The sequence below is a fragment of the Pseudomonas sp. JQ170C genome (assembly GCF_035581345.1).
GTDB lineage: Bacteria > Pseudomonadota > Gammaproteobacteria > Pseudomonadales > Pseudomonadaceae > Aquipseudomonas.
In genome coordinates this window covers 1,355,985-1,369,859 of sequence record NZ_CP141608.1, presented here as the reverse complement: position 1 = coordinate 1,369,859, position 13,875 = coordinate 1,355,985, and the positions used below count along the sequence as shown (strand labels likewise).

16 protein-coding genes and 1 pseudogene are annotated in these 13,875 nt (G+C 59.9%); 5 read left to right on the top strand and 12 right to left on the bottom strand.

What is annotated here, in order from left to right; genetic code table 11:
- The first annotated feature begins 52 nt into the window (after nt 1-52).
- Nucleotides 53-979, top strand: a complete 927-nt coding sequence (locus U9R80_RS06230; protein ID WP_301837190.1) for a LysR family transcriptional regulator — start codon at nt 53-55, stop codon at nt 977-979.
- On the opposite strand, the gene U9R80_RS06225 is transcribed toward U9R80_RS06230, so the two are convergent.
- From U9R80_RS06225 to U9R80_RS06210, 4 genes are all read right to left on the bottom strand, one after another.
- A complete protein-coding gene (locus U9R80_RS06225; RefSeq protein WP_301837191.1) occupies nt 976-1,341 on the bottom strand; it encodes a diacylglycerol kinase in 366 nt (121 codons plus the stop codon). The two genes, U9R80_RS06230 and U9R80_RS06225, sit on opposite strands and share 4 nt — an antisense overlap.
- A 76-nt stretch (nt 1,342-1,417) precedes the next feature.
- A complete protein-coding gene (gene erdR / locus U9R80_RS06220; RefSeq protein ID WP_028943045.1) occupies nt 1,418-2,068 on the bottom strand; it encodes a response regulator transcription factor ErdR in 651 nt (216 codons plus the stop codon).
- A gap of 264 nt (nt 2,069-2,332) precedes the next feature.
- Nucleotides 2,333-3,043 (bottom strand): tRNA-uridine aminocarboxypropyltransferase, encoded by a 711-nt coding sequence (locus U9R80_RS06215; RefSeq protein WP_301837193.1) that lies wholly within the window; start codon nt 3,041-3,043, stop codon nt 2,333-2,335.
- A gap of 74 nt (nt 3,044-3,117) precedes the next feature.
- On the bottom strand, nt 3,118-3,282 hold the full coding sequence (locus tag U9R80_RS06210; protein WP_301837194.1) for a hypothetical protein: 165 nt from the start codon (nt 3,280-3,282) through the stop codon (nt 3,118-3,120).
- Here U9R80_RS06210 and U9R80_RS06205 point away from each other — a divergent pair.
- The gene (locus U9R80_RS06205) at nt 3,281-3,697 is read left to right on the top strand and encodes a quorum-sensing-regulated virulence factor family protein (RefSeq protein WP_301837195.1); all 417 of its coding nucleotides are present in this window, start codon (nt 3,281-3,283) and stop codon (nt 3,695-3,697) included. The genes U9R80_RS06210 and U9R80_RS06205 overlap by 2 nt on opposite strands.
- Before the next feature lie 2 nt (nt 3,698-3,699).
- On the opposite strand, the gene U9R80_RS06200 is transcribed toward U9R80_RS06205, so the two are convergent.
- Complete coding sequence (locus U9R80_RS06200; protein ID WP_301837196.1) at nt 3,700-3,900, bottom strand: hypothetical protein; 201 nt, start codon at nt 3,898-3,900, stop codon at nt 3,700-3,702.
- Nucleotides 3,901-4,299: 399 nt separating this feature from the next.
- On the opposite strand from U9R80_RS06200, the gene U9R80_RS06195 reads away from it, so the two are divergent.
- On the top strand, nt 4,300-5,418 hold the full coding sequence (locus U9R80_RS06195; protein WP_301837197.1) for an LOG family protein: 1,119 nt from the start codon (nt 4,300-4,302) through the stop codon (nt 5,416-5,418).
- A gap of 13 nt (nt 5,419-5,431) precedes the next feature.
- Here the strand turns inward: U9R80_RS06195 and recX are convergent, their stop codons facing one another.
- The 7 genes and pseudogenes from recX to U9R80_RS06160 all read right to left on the bottom strand — a co-directional run bounded on the left by recX (nt 5,432) and on the right by U9R80_RS06160 (nt 10,203).
- Nucleotides 5,432-5,899, bottom strand: coding sequence for a recombination regulator RecX (recX, locus tag U9R80_RS06190; RefSeq protein WP_301837198.1), 468 nt, complete (start codon nt 5,897-5,899; stop codon nt 5,432-5,434).
- A gap of 8 nt (nt 5,900-5,907) precedes the next feature.
- Nucleotides 5,908-6,978, bottom strand: a complete 1,071-nt coding sequence (gene recA, locus U9R80_RS06185; protein ID WP_274118237.1) for a recombinase RecA — start codon at nt 6,976-6,978, stop codon at nt 5,908-5,910.
- A gap of 103 nt (nt 6,979-7,081) precedes the next feature.
- Nucleotides 7,082-7,564 (bottom strand): CinA family protein, encoded by a 483-nt coding sequence (locus U9R80_RS06180; RefSeq protein ID WP_301837199.1) that lies wholly within the window; start codon nt 7,562-7,564, stop codon nt 7,082-7,084.
- Between the two features lie 93 nt (nt 7,565-7,657).
- Nucleotides 7,658-8,203: a glycoside hydrolase family 19 protein gene (locus U9R80_RS06175; RefSeq protein WP_442964941.1), complete on the bottom strand. Its 546-nt coding sequence runs from the start codon at nt 8,201-8,203 to the stop codon at nt 7,658-7,660.
- Between the two features lie 28 nt (nt 8,204-8,231).
- Nucleotides 8,232-8,387 (bottom strand): annotated as a pseudogene (locus U9R80_RS06170) (phage late control D family protein); the annotation flags it as partial.
- Between the two features lie 243 nt (nt 8,388-8,630).
- Complete coding sequence (locus tag U9R80_RS06165) at nt 8,631-8,990, bottom strand: phage holin family protein (RefSeq protein WP_301837201.1); 360 nt, start codon at nt 8,988-8,990, stop codon at nt 8,631-8,633.
- A gap of 469 nt (nt 8,991-9,459) precedes the next feature.
- Nucleotides 9,460-10,203 carry a LexA family transcriptional regulator gene (locus U9R80_RS06160; RefSeq protein ID WP_301837202.1) on the bottom strand — a complete coding sequence of 248 codons (744 nt, stop codon included), beginning with the start codon at nt 10,201-10,203 and terminating at the stop codon, nt 9,460-9,462.
- A gap of 159 nt (nt 10,204-10,362) precedes the next feature.
- Here U9R80_RS06160 and mutS point away from each other — a divergent pair, with 159 nt between their 5' ends.
- Nucleotides 10,363-12,930: a DNA mismatch repair protein MutS gene (gene mutS / locus U9R80_RS06155; RefSeq protein WP_301837203.1), complete on the top strand. Its 2,568-nt coding sequence runs from the start codon at nt 10,363-10,365 to the stop codon at nt 12,928-12,930.
- 140 nt (nt 12,931-13,070) lie between these two features.
- Complete coding sequence (gene fdxA, locus U9R80_RS06150) at nt 13,071-13,394, top strand: ferredoxin FdxA (protein ID WP_003252355.1); 324 nt, start codon at nt 13,071-13,073, stop codon at nt 13,392-13,394.
- Nucleotides 13,395-13,875 lie beyond the last annotated feature (481 nt).

The window sequence follows — 13,875 nt, the reverse complement described above, 5'->3', positions numbered from 1 at the left end:
GACAATATCTGTTAAATGAATTATCAAGATATGTCTTATCGGTTATATAGATATGCGATTTACCCTTCGTCAGCTCCAGGTGTTCGTCGCCGTAGCCCAGTACCAAAGCGTCTCACGCGCCGCGGGCATACTGGCGCTATCGCAGTCGGCCGCCAGTACTTCGATCACCGAACTTGAACGCCAGTCCAGTTGCCAGCTGTTCGACCGCGCCGGCAAACGGCTGAGCCTAAACGCCCTGGGTCACCAACTGCTGCCCCAGGCCGTGGCCTTGCTCGACCAGGCCAAAGAAATCGAAGACCTGCTCAACGGCAAGTCCGGCTTCGGCTCGCTGGCGGTCGGCGCCACCCTGACTATCGGCAACTACCTGGCCACACTGCTGATTGGCAGTTTTATGCAGGTCCACCCGGAAAGTCAGGTCAAGCTCCATGTGCAGAACACAGCGCATATCGTGCAACAAGTCGCCCACTATGAAATTGATCTGGGTCTAATCGAGGGCGACTGCAACCACCCGGACCTGGAAGTGCAGCCCTGGGTCGAAGATGAACTGGTGGTGTTCTGCGCGCCGCAGCACCCGCTGGCCCGCCGTGGCCAGGCAAGCATGGAGGAACTGACCCGCGAGGCCTGGATTCTGCGTGAACAAGGCTCCGGTACGCGCCTGACCTTTGACCAGGCAATGCGTCATCACCGCTCCAACCTGAACATCCGCCTGGAACTGGAACACACCGAAGCAATCAAGCGCGCGGTGGAATCCGGGCTGGGCATCGGCTGCATCTCGCGACTGGCCCTGCGCGATGCCTTTCGTCGCGGCAGCCTGGTGGCAGTGGAAACGCCGGACCTGGACCTGGCCCGGCAGTTCTACTTCATCTGGCATAAACAGAAGTACCAGACCTCTGCCATGCGCGAGTTCCTCGAACTGTGCCGCAGCTTCACCGCAGGGGTACAGCGCAGCGACGAAATCGTCCTGCCGACGATTGCCTAGAGCAGGATCACCGCCCAGACCAGCCCCACCATGGTGAGGGCCACGAACTGGGCGGCACTGCCCATGTCCTTGGCATTCTTGGACAAGGGGTGACGGTCGAGGGAAATCCGGTCGATCGCCGCCTCGACGGCCGAGTTCAACAGTTCGACGATCAATCCCAACAGGCACACGGCAATCAGCATCGCGCGTTCAGCACGGCTGACATCCAGCCAGAACGCCACCGGAATCAGCACGACGTTGAGCAGCACAAGCTGGCGGAACGCCGCTTCGCCGGTAAACGCGGCGCGCAAACCGTCAAACGAATAGCCGGCAGCGTTGAGGATACGTTTGAGGCCGGTCTGGCCCTTGAAAGGCGATGACATAGAGAGTTAGTTCGTCCGCTGAAAAGCGCTGAAGCCTACGGGAAATTGGGTAAAAAAAGCGTGAAGGCCATTGGCCTTAACTAGAGGAAACCGATTCCAATTGTTGCAGCAGCAAGGCCGCCTGGGTCCGGGTTCGCACGCCCAGTTTGCGGAATATCGCCGTGACGTGCGCCTTGATCGTGGCTTCCGACACGCTCAGCTCATAGGCGATCTGCTTGTTCAACAGGCCTTCACAGACCATGGTCAGCACCCGGAACTGCTGGGGCGTCAAGCTGGCCAGGCCCTCGCTCGCGGCTTTGGCTTCGGCGGACACATCCACTTTTTCAAATGCCTGAGGCGGCCACCAGACCTCGCCATCCAGGACCTTGCGCACCGCATCCTGAATGTCTTCCAGCGGACTGGATTTGGGGATGAAACCACTGGCACCAAACTCGCGGGACTTGACCACGACCGACGCTTCTTCCTGCGCCGACACCATCACCACCGGGATCTGCGGGTACTGGCCGCGCAACAGCACCAGCCCGGAAAAACCGTAGGCGCCCGGCATGTTGAGGTCCAGCAACACCAGGTCCCAGTCGGACTTCTCGGTGAGGCGCGTTTCCAGTTCGGCGATGCTCGCCACCTCAACCAGGCGCACATCAGGCCCCAGGCCGAGGGTTACAGCCTGGCGCAGCGCGCTGCGAAACAGTGGGTGGTCATCGGCAATCAGGATTTCGTACGTGGCCATCGATCTAATGATCCTGTTCTGTGCAGGCGCAGGGAGGAAGAATAGGCGCCTGGCGGGCAACTCAAGGTGCTGGCGGCACTGCCGCGCACCCAAAAGGCTTTTCAAGGTCGGGAAAACAGTGTTTCAAACCTTGTACCGGCCTGAATCGGCGCCAAGAATGCCCAGCCACGACCGGGTGGTCAAGTTGATTGCCCGGTCGCTACAGGTGCGCCTTGGACGTCGGCCTGCCTATTATGACCCAATGTGCAACACCTGCCCCTTGTACTATAGGAAGGTATGCAAGCGCTGATGCACCGCATCCCCTTCATCAATAGCCCATTGGTGCTTGGCGCTGAGATAGTGGGTACTGAATACGTCAAGGTAGGCATCCAGCGCTTCGGCGGCGCGCTGGTCACCGGCCAGCTCCAGGCACATGGCGGCCACCTCGGCGGTGCAGAAATGATCGTCGCGCTTGGAGCGGCGCAGGCGATAACGCGAGATCTGCTCAGGCTGCAGGCTCAGCACCGGGAATCGCTCCAGATACGGGCTTTTGCGAAACATCTTGCGAGCCTCGGTCCAGGTGGCATCCAGCAGGATGAACAACGGCCGCTTGCCAGGCTCACGCACCACTTCATTGACTACCCGCTCCGGCGCGACAAATTCACCGGGGAATACGATGTAGGGTTGCCAATGCGGTTGGTCTAGCAATGCCAACAGGGTCTCGTCCACGGAGGTACGTTGCCAGCCGAATGCCGACGTATCGGCAATCAGGTCAGCAATCAACCACCCCGTGTTGCTTGGCTTCAATGGTTCGGTGTCATGCATCAGCAGGCACATGGCCGAGTCGGATGGCACCCGCGGCCGCCAGGCACACAGGCAATGGCTGAACACCACCCGACACTGCGGGCAGCGTGGCGCTCGTGAACCGCGTGCAACGAAAGGTTTGACACTGCGCGCCAGGCGCTCGGCGCGCAGCCGCGATACGGCATGGCTCATGGCAGCAGACTACATAGACAGGAAAGGGATGGCACTGCACAGACTCAGCAAGACAGAAAAACCGGGCTAGTTTATCAGAGCCTGCCTACGGGCAGACGGTAATTGCCGTGCAGCCACAGTGCCGACTCCCCTATAATCCACGTCCTGTCGCTACCCACTGGCACCGCCACTACGCCGTGACGGAACACCGCGCGCAGTTGCCGGTCCAATCGCCAGTTACCGAACCAGGAGAAATTCATGCTGCGTTTCATCGCCCCGTCCTTGAGCCTGTTGCTCGCCCTGCCCCTGGCGGCCAATGCTGCCTCCAAGCAGGAGTACGAACTGAGCAAGATGCTGCAAAAAGTAGCTACGGAAAGCAGCGTGGGCACGCCGCGAGCGATTAATGAAGACATCCTCGACCAGGGTTATACCGTCGAGGGCAAGCAACTGATCAACCACCTGAGCGTGCTTCCCAGCCACGCCGCGAAGATGCAGGCCGACCCGAATCGGGTCCGCAGCCAATTGGGTGACAGCGTGTGCAAGAACACAGGCTTTCGCCAGTTGATGGCCAAAGGCGCGGTGCTGACCTACCGCTTTACCGAGTACAAGACAAATCGCCCGGTCAGCGAGCAGGCCTTCAATGCCGCCAGCTGCGGTATCAAGACCACCAAGTAGGCCTACGCCACTTGTTCACTGTCGCGCCGCTGCTTTTCATCGGCGCGCAGCTCTGCCACCAGGGCCTGAATGTAACGTGAGTGCCGATCCCCTCCCCCCAGGCGACGCAGGCACTCCTCTTCAAGACTCAGGTTATTGGCCTGGGCCGCACGTTCGAGCAACTCGAACAACTGTGGTTCCAGTTCCAGATTCAGCCGTTGCATGTGCCATGCCTCCCGCACCGCTTCAGTCGCTGTGAACTCCAGTTAACCAGACCCTCGCACGGGTTGGATCCCGGCTGACGAATGGCGCTGCACGCCCCGTCATCCTTGTCTGCCATCCTGGAGAACCTTCGGGCACAAACATCCCGCAGGGTCTAGATTGATAGCAAGTGCCCGCTGCTTTCCAGGCACGTAACAGGAGGGGGCGACTGCCGACGGGCCATCTCTGCATTACCGAATAAAAACGACTGAACACTCATCATCACTGCATTGAGACCTTGCAGGTCTACTGCAATGCTCGGGGCGCACACTCGAGCCACGGCAGCCAGCGACACACGCAGTGTCGCGGCCGGACAATACATCACGTCCGGTCAGAGGTTTTGCTGCAGAAGGAGACGTTGAATGCCTTATCAACCGAATGAATTGCTGTCGAGTCACTTCAAGAACAACGGGATTGACCTGAGCAAACTGGAAGAACAACTGACGCTGGTTGCCCCCGACAGTCCCAACCTACCGCTGTACCGCGACATGATGCTGACCGTCCTGCGCATGGCCCACGACGACAGCAACCGCTGGAATGCCAAGATCACACTACAAGCCCTGCGTGAACTGGACCATGCGTTTCGGACCCTGGAGCAGTACAAGGGGCGGCGCAAGGTCACTGTCTTTGGTTCAGCCCGCACTCCGGTCGAACACCCCATGTATGCACTGGCCAGGGAGCTGGGTGCGACACTGGCACGCTCCAACCTGATGGTCATTACCGGCGCCGGCGGCGGCATCATGGCCGCCGCCCACGAAGGCGCAGGGGTCAACCACAGCCTGGGATTCAATATCACCCTGCCGTTCGAGCAGCATGCCAATGCCACGGTGGACGGCACAGACAAACTGCTGCCCTTCCACTTCTTCTTCATTCGCAAATTGTTCTTCGTCAAGGAAGCCGACGCGCTGGTGCTCTGTCCTGGAGGTTTCGGCACCCTGGATGAAGCCTTGGAAGTACTCACACTGATCCAGACCGGCAAGAGCCCACTGGTACCTGTAGTGCTGCTGGATTCACCCGGTGGCAATTTCTGGCAGGACGCCCTGAACTTCATTACCCGGCAACTGGAAGAGAACCGCTACATCCTGCCTAGCGACATGAAGCTCCTGCGCCTGGTGCACAGCGCCGAAGAGGCGGTGGAAGAGATCAACCAGTTCTACAGCAACTATCATTCAAGCCGCTGGCTGAAGAACCAATTCGTGATCCGCATGCATCACCCATTGAGCGAAGCTGCACTGTTCGATCTGCAGGAAGGGTTCGCCGATCTGCGCCTCAGTGGCCACTATCACCAGCACGCCTACGCGGGCGAGCACCACGATGAAGCCAGGTTCAGTCACCTGACCCGTCTGACATTTGCCTTCAACGGCCGTGATCAAGGGCGTCTACGCGAACTGGTGGACTTCATCAACCTGTCGGAAAACTGGGCGAAACCCCAGCCGATGCACACCACACAACACGCCCGTGAAGCGCTGAAGGTCACCTGAGACCCACGGGTAGCTAGTCGTCCAAACCCCGGCCGCTTAGCAGGCGGCCGACCATATCCATGGAGAAGCCACGGTAGACCAGAAAACGGGTTTGCTGTGCTCGGGCGCGCGGATCGACGGGGCGTTGACCCGAAAACTTTCGCTGCCAGACATCCTGCAACTGAGCCGCCCAGTCCACCCCGCATTCACGCAGGGCCTGATCGATATCACTACGTTGCAAGCCGCGTTGGCCCAGCTCTTCGCGTATACGTGCCGGGCCGTAGCCGGAACGCGAGCGATAGCTGATGAAACTTTCCAGGTAACGGGCTTCACTGAGCAGGCCCTCTTCCGTCAGACGGTCGAGCTCCTGGTCAATCAATTCGGGGGGAGCGCCGCGCTGACGCAACTTGCGCGTCAGCTCGACTCGACCATGCTCGCGGCGTGCGAGCAGGTCCATGGCTGTCCGTCTTACGGCGACGGGGGTGTCGAGTACGACGGACATAGGAGGGATCAGTAACCGGCTTCGGCGTCTGCCAGATCGTCTTCAGGCTCGGCGCTGACCGCTGCAGCCTTGCCAGCAGCCTCGACAGCCCCTGCATTGAGCAGTTTGTCGCGAATCTGCTTCTCGAGGGTCGCGGCGATTTCCGGGTTTTCCTGGAGGAACTTGGCCGAGTTGGCCTTGCCCTGACCGATCTTGCTGCCCTGGTAGCTGTACCAGGCGCCCGATTTTTCCAGGAAGCCGTGCAGCACGCCCAGGTCGATGATTTCGCCGTTGCGGTAAATACCCTTGCCGTAGAGGATCTGGAATTCGGCCTGACGGAAAGGTGGCGCCACCTTGTTCTTGACGATCTTGACGCGGGTTTCGCTACCAACCACTTCGTCGCCTTCCTTCACCGCGCCGGTACGGCGGATGTCGAGACGAACCGAGGCGTAGAACTTCAGCGCGTTACCACCGGTAGTGGTTTCCGGGCTACCGAACATCACGCCGATCTTCATGCGGATCTGGTTGATGAAGATCACCAGGCAGTTGGCGTTCTTGATGTTACCGGTGATCTTACGCAGCGCCTGGGACATCAGGCGGGCCTGCAGGCCCACGTGCATGTCACCCATTTCGCCTTCGATCTCGGCCTTGGGTACCAGGGCTGCGACGGAGTCGACAATGATCACGTCAACGGCGTTGGAACGCACCAGCATGTCGGTGATTTCCAGGGCCTGTTCGCCGGTGTCTGGCTGCGAGACCAGCAGGTCGTCGACATTGACGCCCAGCTTGCCAGCGTACTCGGGGTCGAGCGCGTGCTCGGCGTCGACGAAGGCACAGGTAGCGCCCATTTTCTGAGCCTGGGCGATCACCGACAGGGTCAGGGTAGTTTTACCCGACGATTCAGGACCGTAGATCTCGACGATACGGCCTTTTGGCAGACCGCCAATGCCCAGGGCGATGTCCAGGCCCAGGGAGCCGGTGGAAATGGCCGGGATTGCCTGGCGCTCGTGGTCGCCCATGCGCATGACCGCGCCTTTACCGAATTGACGTTCGATTTGCCCCAGGGCCGCAGCCAAGGCGCGCTTCTTGTTGTCGTCCATTGAAGTCCTCACGTAATCGATAGGGCCTGACGGCCAGAACACCTGTATAAGTAGCCAGTATTATTCCACAGGGTTTTCTTTCCGCCTACCCCCGAATTGCGATTTACTCCGCGCCAAGGTGTAACAAGCCCTCTAGCGCGGCGATTACCGTTTGTCGGCGCACCTCGTCGCGGTCACCCTCGAAGTGCCGACGCTCGCTGCTTACATGGCTGCCATCGGCCCAGGCCAGCCACACGGTGCCCACCGGTTTTGCCGGCGAACCACCATCCGGCCCGGCCACGCCACTGACCGCCACGGCAAAACGCGCACCGCTGGCAGCCTGGGCGCCACGCACCATGGCCTCGACCACCTCCTGGCTGACCGCTCCCACCTGGGCAAACAAGACCTCGGGGACAGCCAACTGACGGGTTTTCTGCTGATTGGAATAGGTCACGTAACCCGCCTCGAACCAGGCCGAGCTGCCCGGAATCCGGGTAATGGCCTCTGCAATGCCGCCGCCGGTGCAGGATTCGGCCGTTGTCACCTGGGCATTGAAGCGACGCAGGTGTTCACCCAGGCGGGCAGAAAGCGCTGTGATCGGGTCCATGGCAAGCTCCTTGAAAGACTGCCAGCTACCCTACACCAGCTCCGGCCTACCACACATCCTCAACGCGCCGGCACCGCCCCACGCGAGCACGACTCAATACAACACCTCACGAGCCCTCGCCCAGAGTTTCAGGCGCTCTTCCAGGCCATTGAGCCCGCCATTGATATGTCGGGTAATGCGATTGAACTCACCGCGGTCCGCCAGCTGGTTCAAGCCCCGTGAATGCCAGAACCACGCGGCAGACTCCGAGGCCCATTGTGGCTGCTCAAGCAACTGCGGTTGATCAAGCAAACGATCATCCCCGAACAGCGCCACACTGCAGGCCCGATAGTTATTGCGCCCGGTGATCTGGATCAGGCCTCGCCCACAGTACAACTGGCCATCACCGTCGGCTTCGGTGGTATTGCCCAGGCGCAATGCCAGACTGCCAGTGTCGTAACGCGACAGATAGCGCTCGCTCCCCAGTTCCTTGACGTAGCGCAGTTGCCCGGACTCGTGCCCTACCTGGGCGAGGAAGGCTGCGACTCGCCGGGGAGTGTTGATCTCCCAGCGGGTCATGGCCTGATTCAATGCCGGTAAAAAAACGCCCGCGTTCAGGCGGACGTTCGGAAACACGGCAGCAAGTTGTTCCAACGTCATATACACACTCCATGTTCAGGTATGGCAGTCAACGCTGCTCAGCCTTGAGCGACGCAGCCCGCCCGGTTTGACTGCCCTTGGCCCGGGCCTTGCCCTGCTTGCCGCCGTTGCACTCGACAGCGGTGCTCCAACCGGATGCTGTGAACGTCTGCGCTACCGACTCGATCAGAAACTCGCCATCCAGGGCGCAGGGGCGCCTGGGTATCTGCCGCATCTACATGGAGGCGGGCCTCAAAGGTCGCCAGGATGCTGGCGCGACCATCGCCAGGGTCTACGGCGGGTCTCAAGGCAGTAATGGAATGAAACAGCGCGGGCAAAGCCGTGCTGCTGTCGACGGCCACATACGCATCGACACTGGCCAGCTCAGGCATGGCTGTCTTGATGGTCGCGGTGATGGCCTGATGCAAGGTCGTCAGTTCGCTCATGATCACTCCCTTTTTTTGTTGCCCTGGTGGTGAGCGCCCGGCCGTTGCGTCTCCATGCCCAATCGTCTCGCCGCCCAACGTTCATAAAGGCCTATCGCCATGTCAGCTCCCGCCATCGCGGTCAGGCAGCCAAAGGCGCTGGCGCTCCAGATCGACATGCCGCTGGCATACAGGAGCATCACCGTGGACACACCGCAGACCATGCAGGCCCCCGAGCGCAGCAGAAGGCGCCGGACCAGCGCCCAACCTCGGGCGCCGTCCTTGTCTGCACGCCACATTTCGCCGCTCAAACCGCCCAGCAAAGCCAGGACGATCACCAGCCAGATCGGCATTTCCAGCAACGTCTGGTGCTCATTTGTCACTGTCCTGTCTCCTTAGTAAGTCCGCTCGGCACGCTGCCTGCGGCGTTTGTTGTAGAACCGATCACTCGGCATTCCAAAAAGCCCGGGGCTGTCCAGGCTTTGCAGTAATGCGTTGTCCAGTTGCCAGTCACGTCTGGTGCCCTGTGCAACTGCGCTTCAAATTGTTCCTCCGACCGCGGCCGCCTGCCCGCCGGATAACTGTTCGTGGTGCTTTACGCTGCACACCCGGGCCAGTTGCCAACCCTCTGAATCGTTGAGGCCGATCCATCGCTGCCTTTTCCACTGCCGGTGTCGACCGGCTTGAGACAAAGATTATGCACTGATGCATATGCAGTCAATGCATTTGTTGAGATATTTATGCATCGAGAATTGCACCTCTGCATAAAATCCTTCTCTGGTAAGGGCTTACGGGTTTTCAGCAGGCGAAAAAAAACCCGCCAAGGCGGGTTTTTCAGATCAAGTGATTGCTTCAGCGAGCGTACATGCCCCACCAGAAGACGTGACCCAGGATGCTGATCTGCTCTTCTTGCATCTGCTGGAAGCTGTAGTCTTCATCCGGATGCTCGTCGCGGTTGAAGCTGCGCAAGCGGATACCGGTAGGCAAGCGGTAGAGCTGCTTCACCCGCAACTGGCCATTGTGATTGATGGCATAGAGATCACCGTCGACGATATCGCCAATGCCACTTTTACCGGCATTGACCCCCACCGTGGCGCCATCGCGCAGCACCGGCAACATGCTGTTGCCGCGTACGGTGACGCATTTGGCCTGGTCGAACTGCACGCCGTTATGACGCAGGCTGCGCTTGCCGAAGCGCAGGCTGGCCTTCTCGCTTTCCTCGATGACGAATCGTCCTGATCCTGCTGCCAATTCGACCTCGCGAAGAAACGGGATGGACACCTCGTCATCCTCGATCGGGGTGTCGTCATCCCACAGGCTGATGTCATGCAACTCGGCATGGCTGCGGGCAGGCGCTGCCTCGCGGCTTTCGCCCAGGTCGACACGGCCACGCAGTTGGTCGGTGCTCACCCCGAAGTACTCGGCGATTTTCGACACATGCTTGTCAGAAGGATCGACGATCTTCTCGCTGAGAATGCGCGACAAGGTGGATTGCGGCACGCCGGTACGCCGGTGAAGCTCCGTGGGGGAGATACCGTGACGGTCGAGCAGTGCTCTTAAGACGGATGCTACGTTGCGTTTTTGCATAATCCGCATAATGCAGAGCGCTTGGGCGAAATGCAATTGCTCCAATGCACGAAAATGCATGGACAAAAGGTCGCGGCGCGGCCGATGGCCTCGGCATCCACGGCAAAATCCCTGTACCATTGCCCGCTTGCCTTTGGTCTAAACGACACTGCGAGCCAAGTTTCTGTAATGAGCGATCTTTCCGCACACACTCCGATGATGCAGCAGTACTGGAAGCTGAAAAACCAGCACCCGGACCAGCTGATGTTCTACCGCATGGGCGACTTCTACGAGATCTTCTACGAAGATGCGAAGAAGGCCGCAAAACTCCTGGATATTACCCTGACCGCCCGCGGGCAGTCGGCGGGCCAGTCGATCCCCATGTGTGGCATCCCCTTCCACGCAGCCGAAGGGTACCTGGCCAAGCTGGTGAAGCTGGGCGAGTCGGTGGTGATCTGCGAGCAGGTTGGCGACCCGGCCACCAGCAAGGGTCCGGTCGAGCGCCAGGTGGTGCGTATTCTTACGCCGGGTACTGTCAGTGATGAAGCGTTGCTCGACGAGCGCCGCGACAACCTGATCGCTGCCGTGCTGGGTGACGAACGTCTGTTCGGCCTGGCAGTACTGGACATTACCAGCGGCAACTTCACGGTGCTGGAGATCAAAGGCTGGGAAAACCTGCTGGCCGAGCTCGAACGCATCAATCCGGTAGAGCTATTGATTCCGGACGACTGGCCACAAGGCCTGCCGGCTGAAAAACGCCGGGGCGCCCGTCGCCGCGCCCCCTGGGACTTCGACCGTGACTCGGCACGCAAAAGCCTGTGCCAGCAGTTCGCAACCCAGGACCTCAAGGGCTTTGGCTGTGAAAAGCTGACCCTCGCCATTGGCGCTGCGGGCTGCCTGCTCGGCTATGCCAAGGAAACCCAGCGCACCGCCCTGCCCCATTTGCGCAGCCTCAAGCATGAGCGCCTGGACGATACCGTGGTGCTCGACGGCGCCAGCCGTCGCAACCTGGAACTGGACATCAACCTGGCAGGTGGTCGCGACAACACCTTGCAGTCGGTCATCGACCGCTGCCAGACCGCCATGGGCAGCCGCCTGCTGACCCGCTGGCTGAACCGTCCGCTGCGTGACCTGAAAGTGCTTCAGGCCCGCCAGGGTTCGATTCGCTGCCTGCTCGATGGCTACCGCTTCGAGAAGTTGCAACCGCAACTCAAGGAAATCGGCGACATCGAGCGGATTCTCGCCCGCATCGGCCTGCGCAACGCCCGCCCACGGGACCTGGCCCGCCTGCGTGACGCCCTCGGCGCCTTGCCTGAATTGCAAAACGCCATGGCCGAACTCGAGGCGCCGCATCTCGCCCGCCTGGCTGCCATCGCCGGCACGTACCCGGAGCTGGCCGATCTGCTGGAAAAAGCCATCGTCGATAACCCTCCTGCGGTGATCCGTGACGGCGGCGTGCTCAAGACCGGCTACGACAGTGAGCTGGACGAGCTGTTGGCCATGAGCGAGAACGCCGGCCAGTTCCTCATCGACCTCGAGGCCCGGGAAAAAGCCCGTACCGGCCTTGCCAATCTCAAGGTCGGCTATAACCGTGTACACGGCTATTTCATCGAGCTGCCGAGCAAGCAGGCCGAGCAGGCACCTGCCGACTATATCCGGCGCCAGACCCTCAAAGGCGCCGAGCGCTTCATCACCCCGGAGCTGAAAACCTTTGAAGACAAGGCGCTGTCGGCCAAAAGCCGCGCCCTGGCTCGGGAGAAGATGCTCTATGACGCGCTGCTCGAAACCCTGATCAGCCATCTGGCGCCGCTGCAGGACACCGCCGCCGCCCTGGCCGAACTGGACGTGCTGAGCAACCTGGCTGAACGTGCGCTGAACCTGGACCTGAACTGCCCGACCTTCGTCGACGAGCCGTGCATGCGCATCAACCAGGGTCGCCACCCTGTGGTCGAGCAAGTGCTGACCACCCCGTTCGTGGCCAATGACCTGGCGCTGGATGACAACACGCGCATGCTGGTGATTACCGGTCCGAACATGGGCGGTAAATCCACCTACATGCGTCAGACCGCCCTCATCGTGCTGATGGCACATATCGGCAGTTTCGTGCCGGCCGCCAGCTGCGAGCTGTCGCTGGTTGATCGGATCTTTACCCGGATCGGCTCCAGCGATGACCTGGCCGGCGGACGCTCGACCTTCATGGTCGAGATGAGCGAAACCGCCAACATCCTGCACAACGCCACCGACCGCAGCCTGGTGCTGATGGACGAAGTGGGTCGCGGCACCAGCACCTTCGACGGCCTGTCGCTGGCCTGGGCCGCTGCCGAGCGCCTGGCCCAGTTGCGCGCCTACACGCTGTTCGCCACGCATTACTTTGAGCTGACCGTACTGCCGGAAAGCGAGCCGCTGGTGGCGAACGTGCACCTGAACGCCACCGAGCACAATGAGCGGATCGTGTTCCTGCACCACGTATTGCCGGGGCCTGCCAGTCAGAGCTATGGCTTGGCCGTTGCCCAGTTGGCCGGTGTGCCTACTCCGGTTATCCAGCGTGCCCGTGAGCATCTGGGGCGCCTGGAAACGGCCAGCCTACCCCATGAAACACCTGTCTTGAGCAAAGGTGCGGCGGATGTTCCGCACCAGAGCGACCTGTTTGCCAGCCTGCCACACCCGGCCATCGAGAAGCTCGGGAAGCTCGACCTGGACAATATGACGCCGCGCCAAGCTATCGAAATGCTCTATACACTGAAGACTCTGTTATAACGCGCGCCCGTACAAGCTGATAGAATCCCGCGCGGTTTGGCGGTGCTGCAGGTTACTAGCCTGGCCTGTAGCCGAACGACCAAACCGCGCGACCCTGTCTGGAAGGGTATCGCTGCCGTCGCCTGAGGAGAGAATTAGAAATGACCTTCGTCGTCACCGACAACTGCATCAAGTGCAAGTACACCGACTGCGTAGAAGTCTGTCCGGTGGACTGCTTCTACGAAGGCCCGAACTTCCTGGTCATTCACCCGGATGAGTGCATCGACTGTGCACTGTGCGAGCCTGAATGCCCTGCCCAAGCCATTTTCTCGGAAGATGAAGTGCCGAGTGGCATGGAGAACTTCATCGAGCTCAATGCCGAGCTCGCGGAAATCTGGCCGAACATCACTGAGCGCAAAGACGCCCTGCCAGATGCCGAAGAGTGGGATGGCAAGCCAGGCAAGATCGCTGATCTGGAACGCTAGGCGTTTGAAGATAAAAAAAGGCCCCTAGGGGCCTTTTTTCATGTTTGGGTGGGGCAAAAAAAAGGGGCGGTTTGACCCGCCCACATTTTTTCCGTAGTCCCTTTGATCCCTTTCATCATCCTGATGAATCGCATCCTGCGATGTCCTGACCCTCATCCTTGAAAGCCTGTGTCCGTCCGTAGACACAGTTCAAATACTAACGCCTGCAGCGTTACAAGCAATAGCACCCAACGCTGCCGAAGCAGCGGAAACTTAACTGTCACACTTAAAAAATATCTTTTAAATCAATAAATTAAACAAAAGCCCACACTAAAAAAGACAAGCATTTACTTAAACTCGCAGCAATGGCTTACATAATGCGTAAGCTAAGTCTTACACAAACAAGAACATTACCCGCGGCTTTAGCACGCATTCGTCCAGAACCGGATGTTTCGGTTGCAACAGACGGAGAGGTTTCACCCTCAAGCTGAAGAGCCACACA

What these genes read in the sequence shown, in the direction of transcription:
- erdR (WP_028943045.1), bottom strand. Translation starts at nt 2,068, where the DNA reads ATGGCCACGTACGAAATCCTGATTGCCGATGACCACCCACTGTTTCGC.
- U9R80_RS06175 (WP_442964941.1), bottom strand. Translation starts at nt 8,203, where the DNA reads ATGACGTTGGAACAACTTGCTGCCGTGTTTCCGAACGTCCGCCTGAAC.
- fdxA (WP_003252355.1), top strand. Translation starts at nt 13,071, where the DNA reads ATGACCTTCGTCGTCACCGACAACTGCATCAAGTGCAAGTACACCGAC.
- U9R80_RS06200 (WP_301837196.1), bottom strand. Translation starts at nt 3,900, where the DNA reads ATGCAACGGCTGAATCTGGAACTGGAACCACAGTTGTTCGAGTTGCTC.
- recX (WP_301837198.1), bottom strand. Translation starts at nt 5,899, where the DNA reads ATGTCCGTCGTACTCGACACCCCCGTCGCCGTAAGACGGACAGCCATG.
- U9R80_RS06195 (WP_301837197.1), top strand. Translation starts at nt 4,300, where the DNA reads ATGCCTTATCAACCGAATGAATTGCTGTCGAGTCACTTCAAGAACAAC.
- U9R80_RS06210 (WP_301837194.1), bottom strand. Translation starts at nt 3,282, where the DNA reads ATGAATTTCTCCTGGTTCGGTAACTGGCGATTGGACCGGCAACTGCGC.
- U9R80_RS06180 (WP_301837199.1), bottom strand. Translation starts at nt 7,564, where the DNA reads ATGGACCCGATCACAGCGCTTTCTGCCCGCCTGGGTGAACACCTGCGT.
- U9R80_RS06230 (WP_301837190.1), top strand. Translation starts at nt 53, where the DNA reads ATGCGATTTACCCTTCGTCAGCTCCAGGTGTTCGTCGCCGTAGCCCAG.
- U9R80_RS06205 (WP_301837195.1), top strand. Translation starts at nt 3,281, where the DNA reads ATGCTGCGTTTCATCGCCCCGTCCTTGAGCCTGTTGCTCGCCCTGCCC.
- mutS (WP_301837203.1), top strand. Translation starts at nt 10,363, where the DNA reads ATGAGCGATCTTTCCGCACACACTCCGATGATGCAGCAGTACTGGAAG.
- U9R80_RS06215 (WP_301837193.1), bottom strand. Translation starts at nt 3,043, where the DNA reads ATGAGCCATGCCGTATCGCGGCTGCGCGCCGAGCGCCTGGCGCGCAGT.
- U9R80_RS06160 (WP_301837202.1), bottom strand. Translation starts at nt 10,203, where the DNA reads ATGCGGATTATGCAAAAACGCAACGTAGCATCCGTCTTAAGAGCACTG.
- recA (WP_274118237.1), bottom strand. Translation starts at nt 6,978, where the DNA reads ATGGACGACAACAAGAAGCGCGCCTTGGCTGCGGCCCTGGGGCAAATC.
- U9R80_RS06225 (WP_301837191.1), bottom strand. Translation starts at nt 1,341, where the DNA reads ATGTCATCGCCTTTCAAGGGCCAGACCGGCCTCAAACGTATCCTCAAC.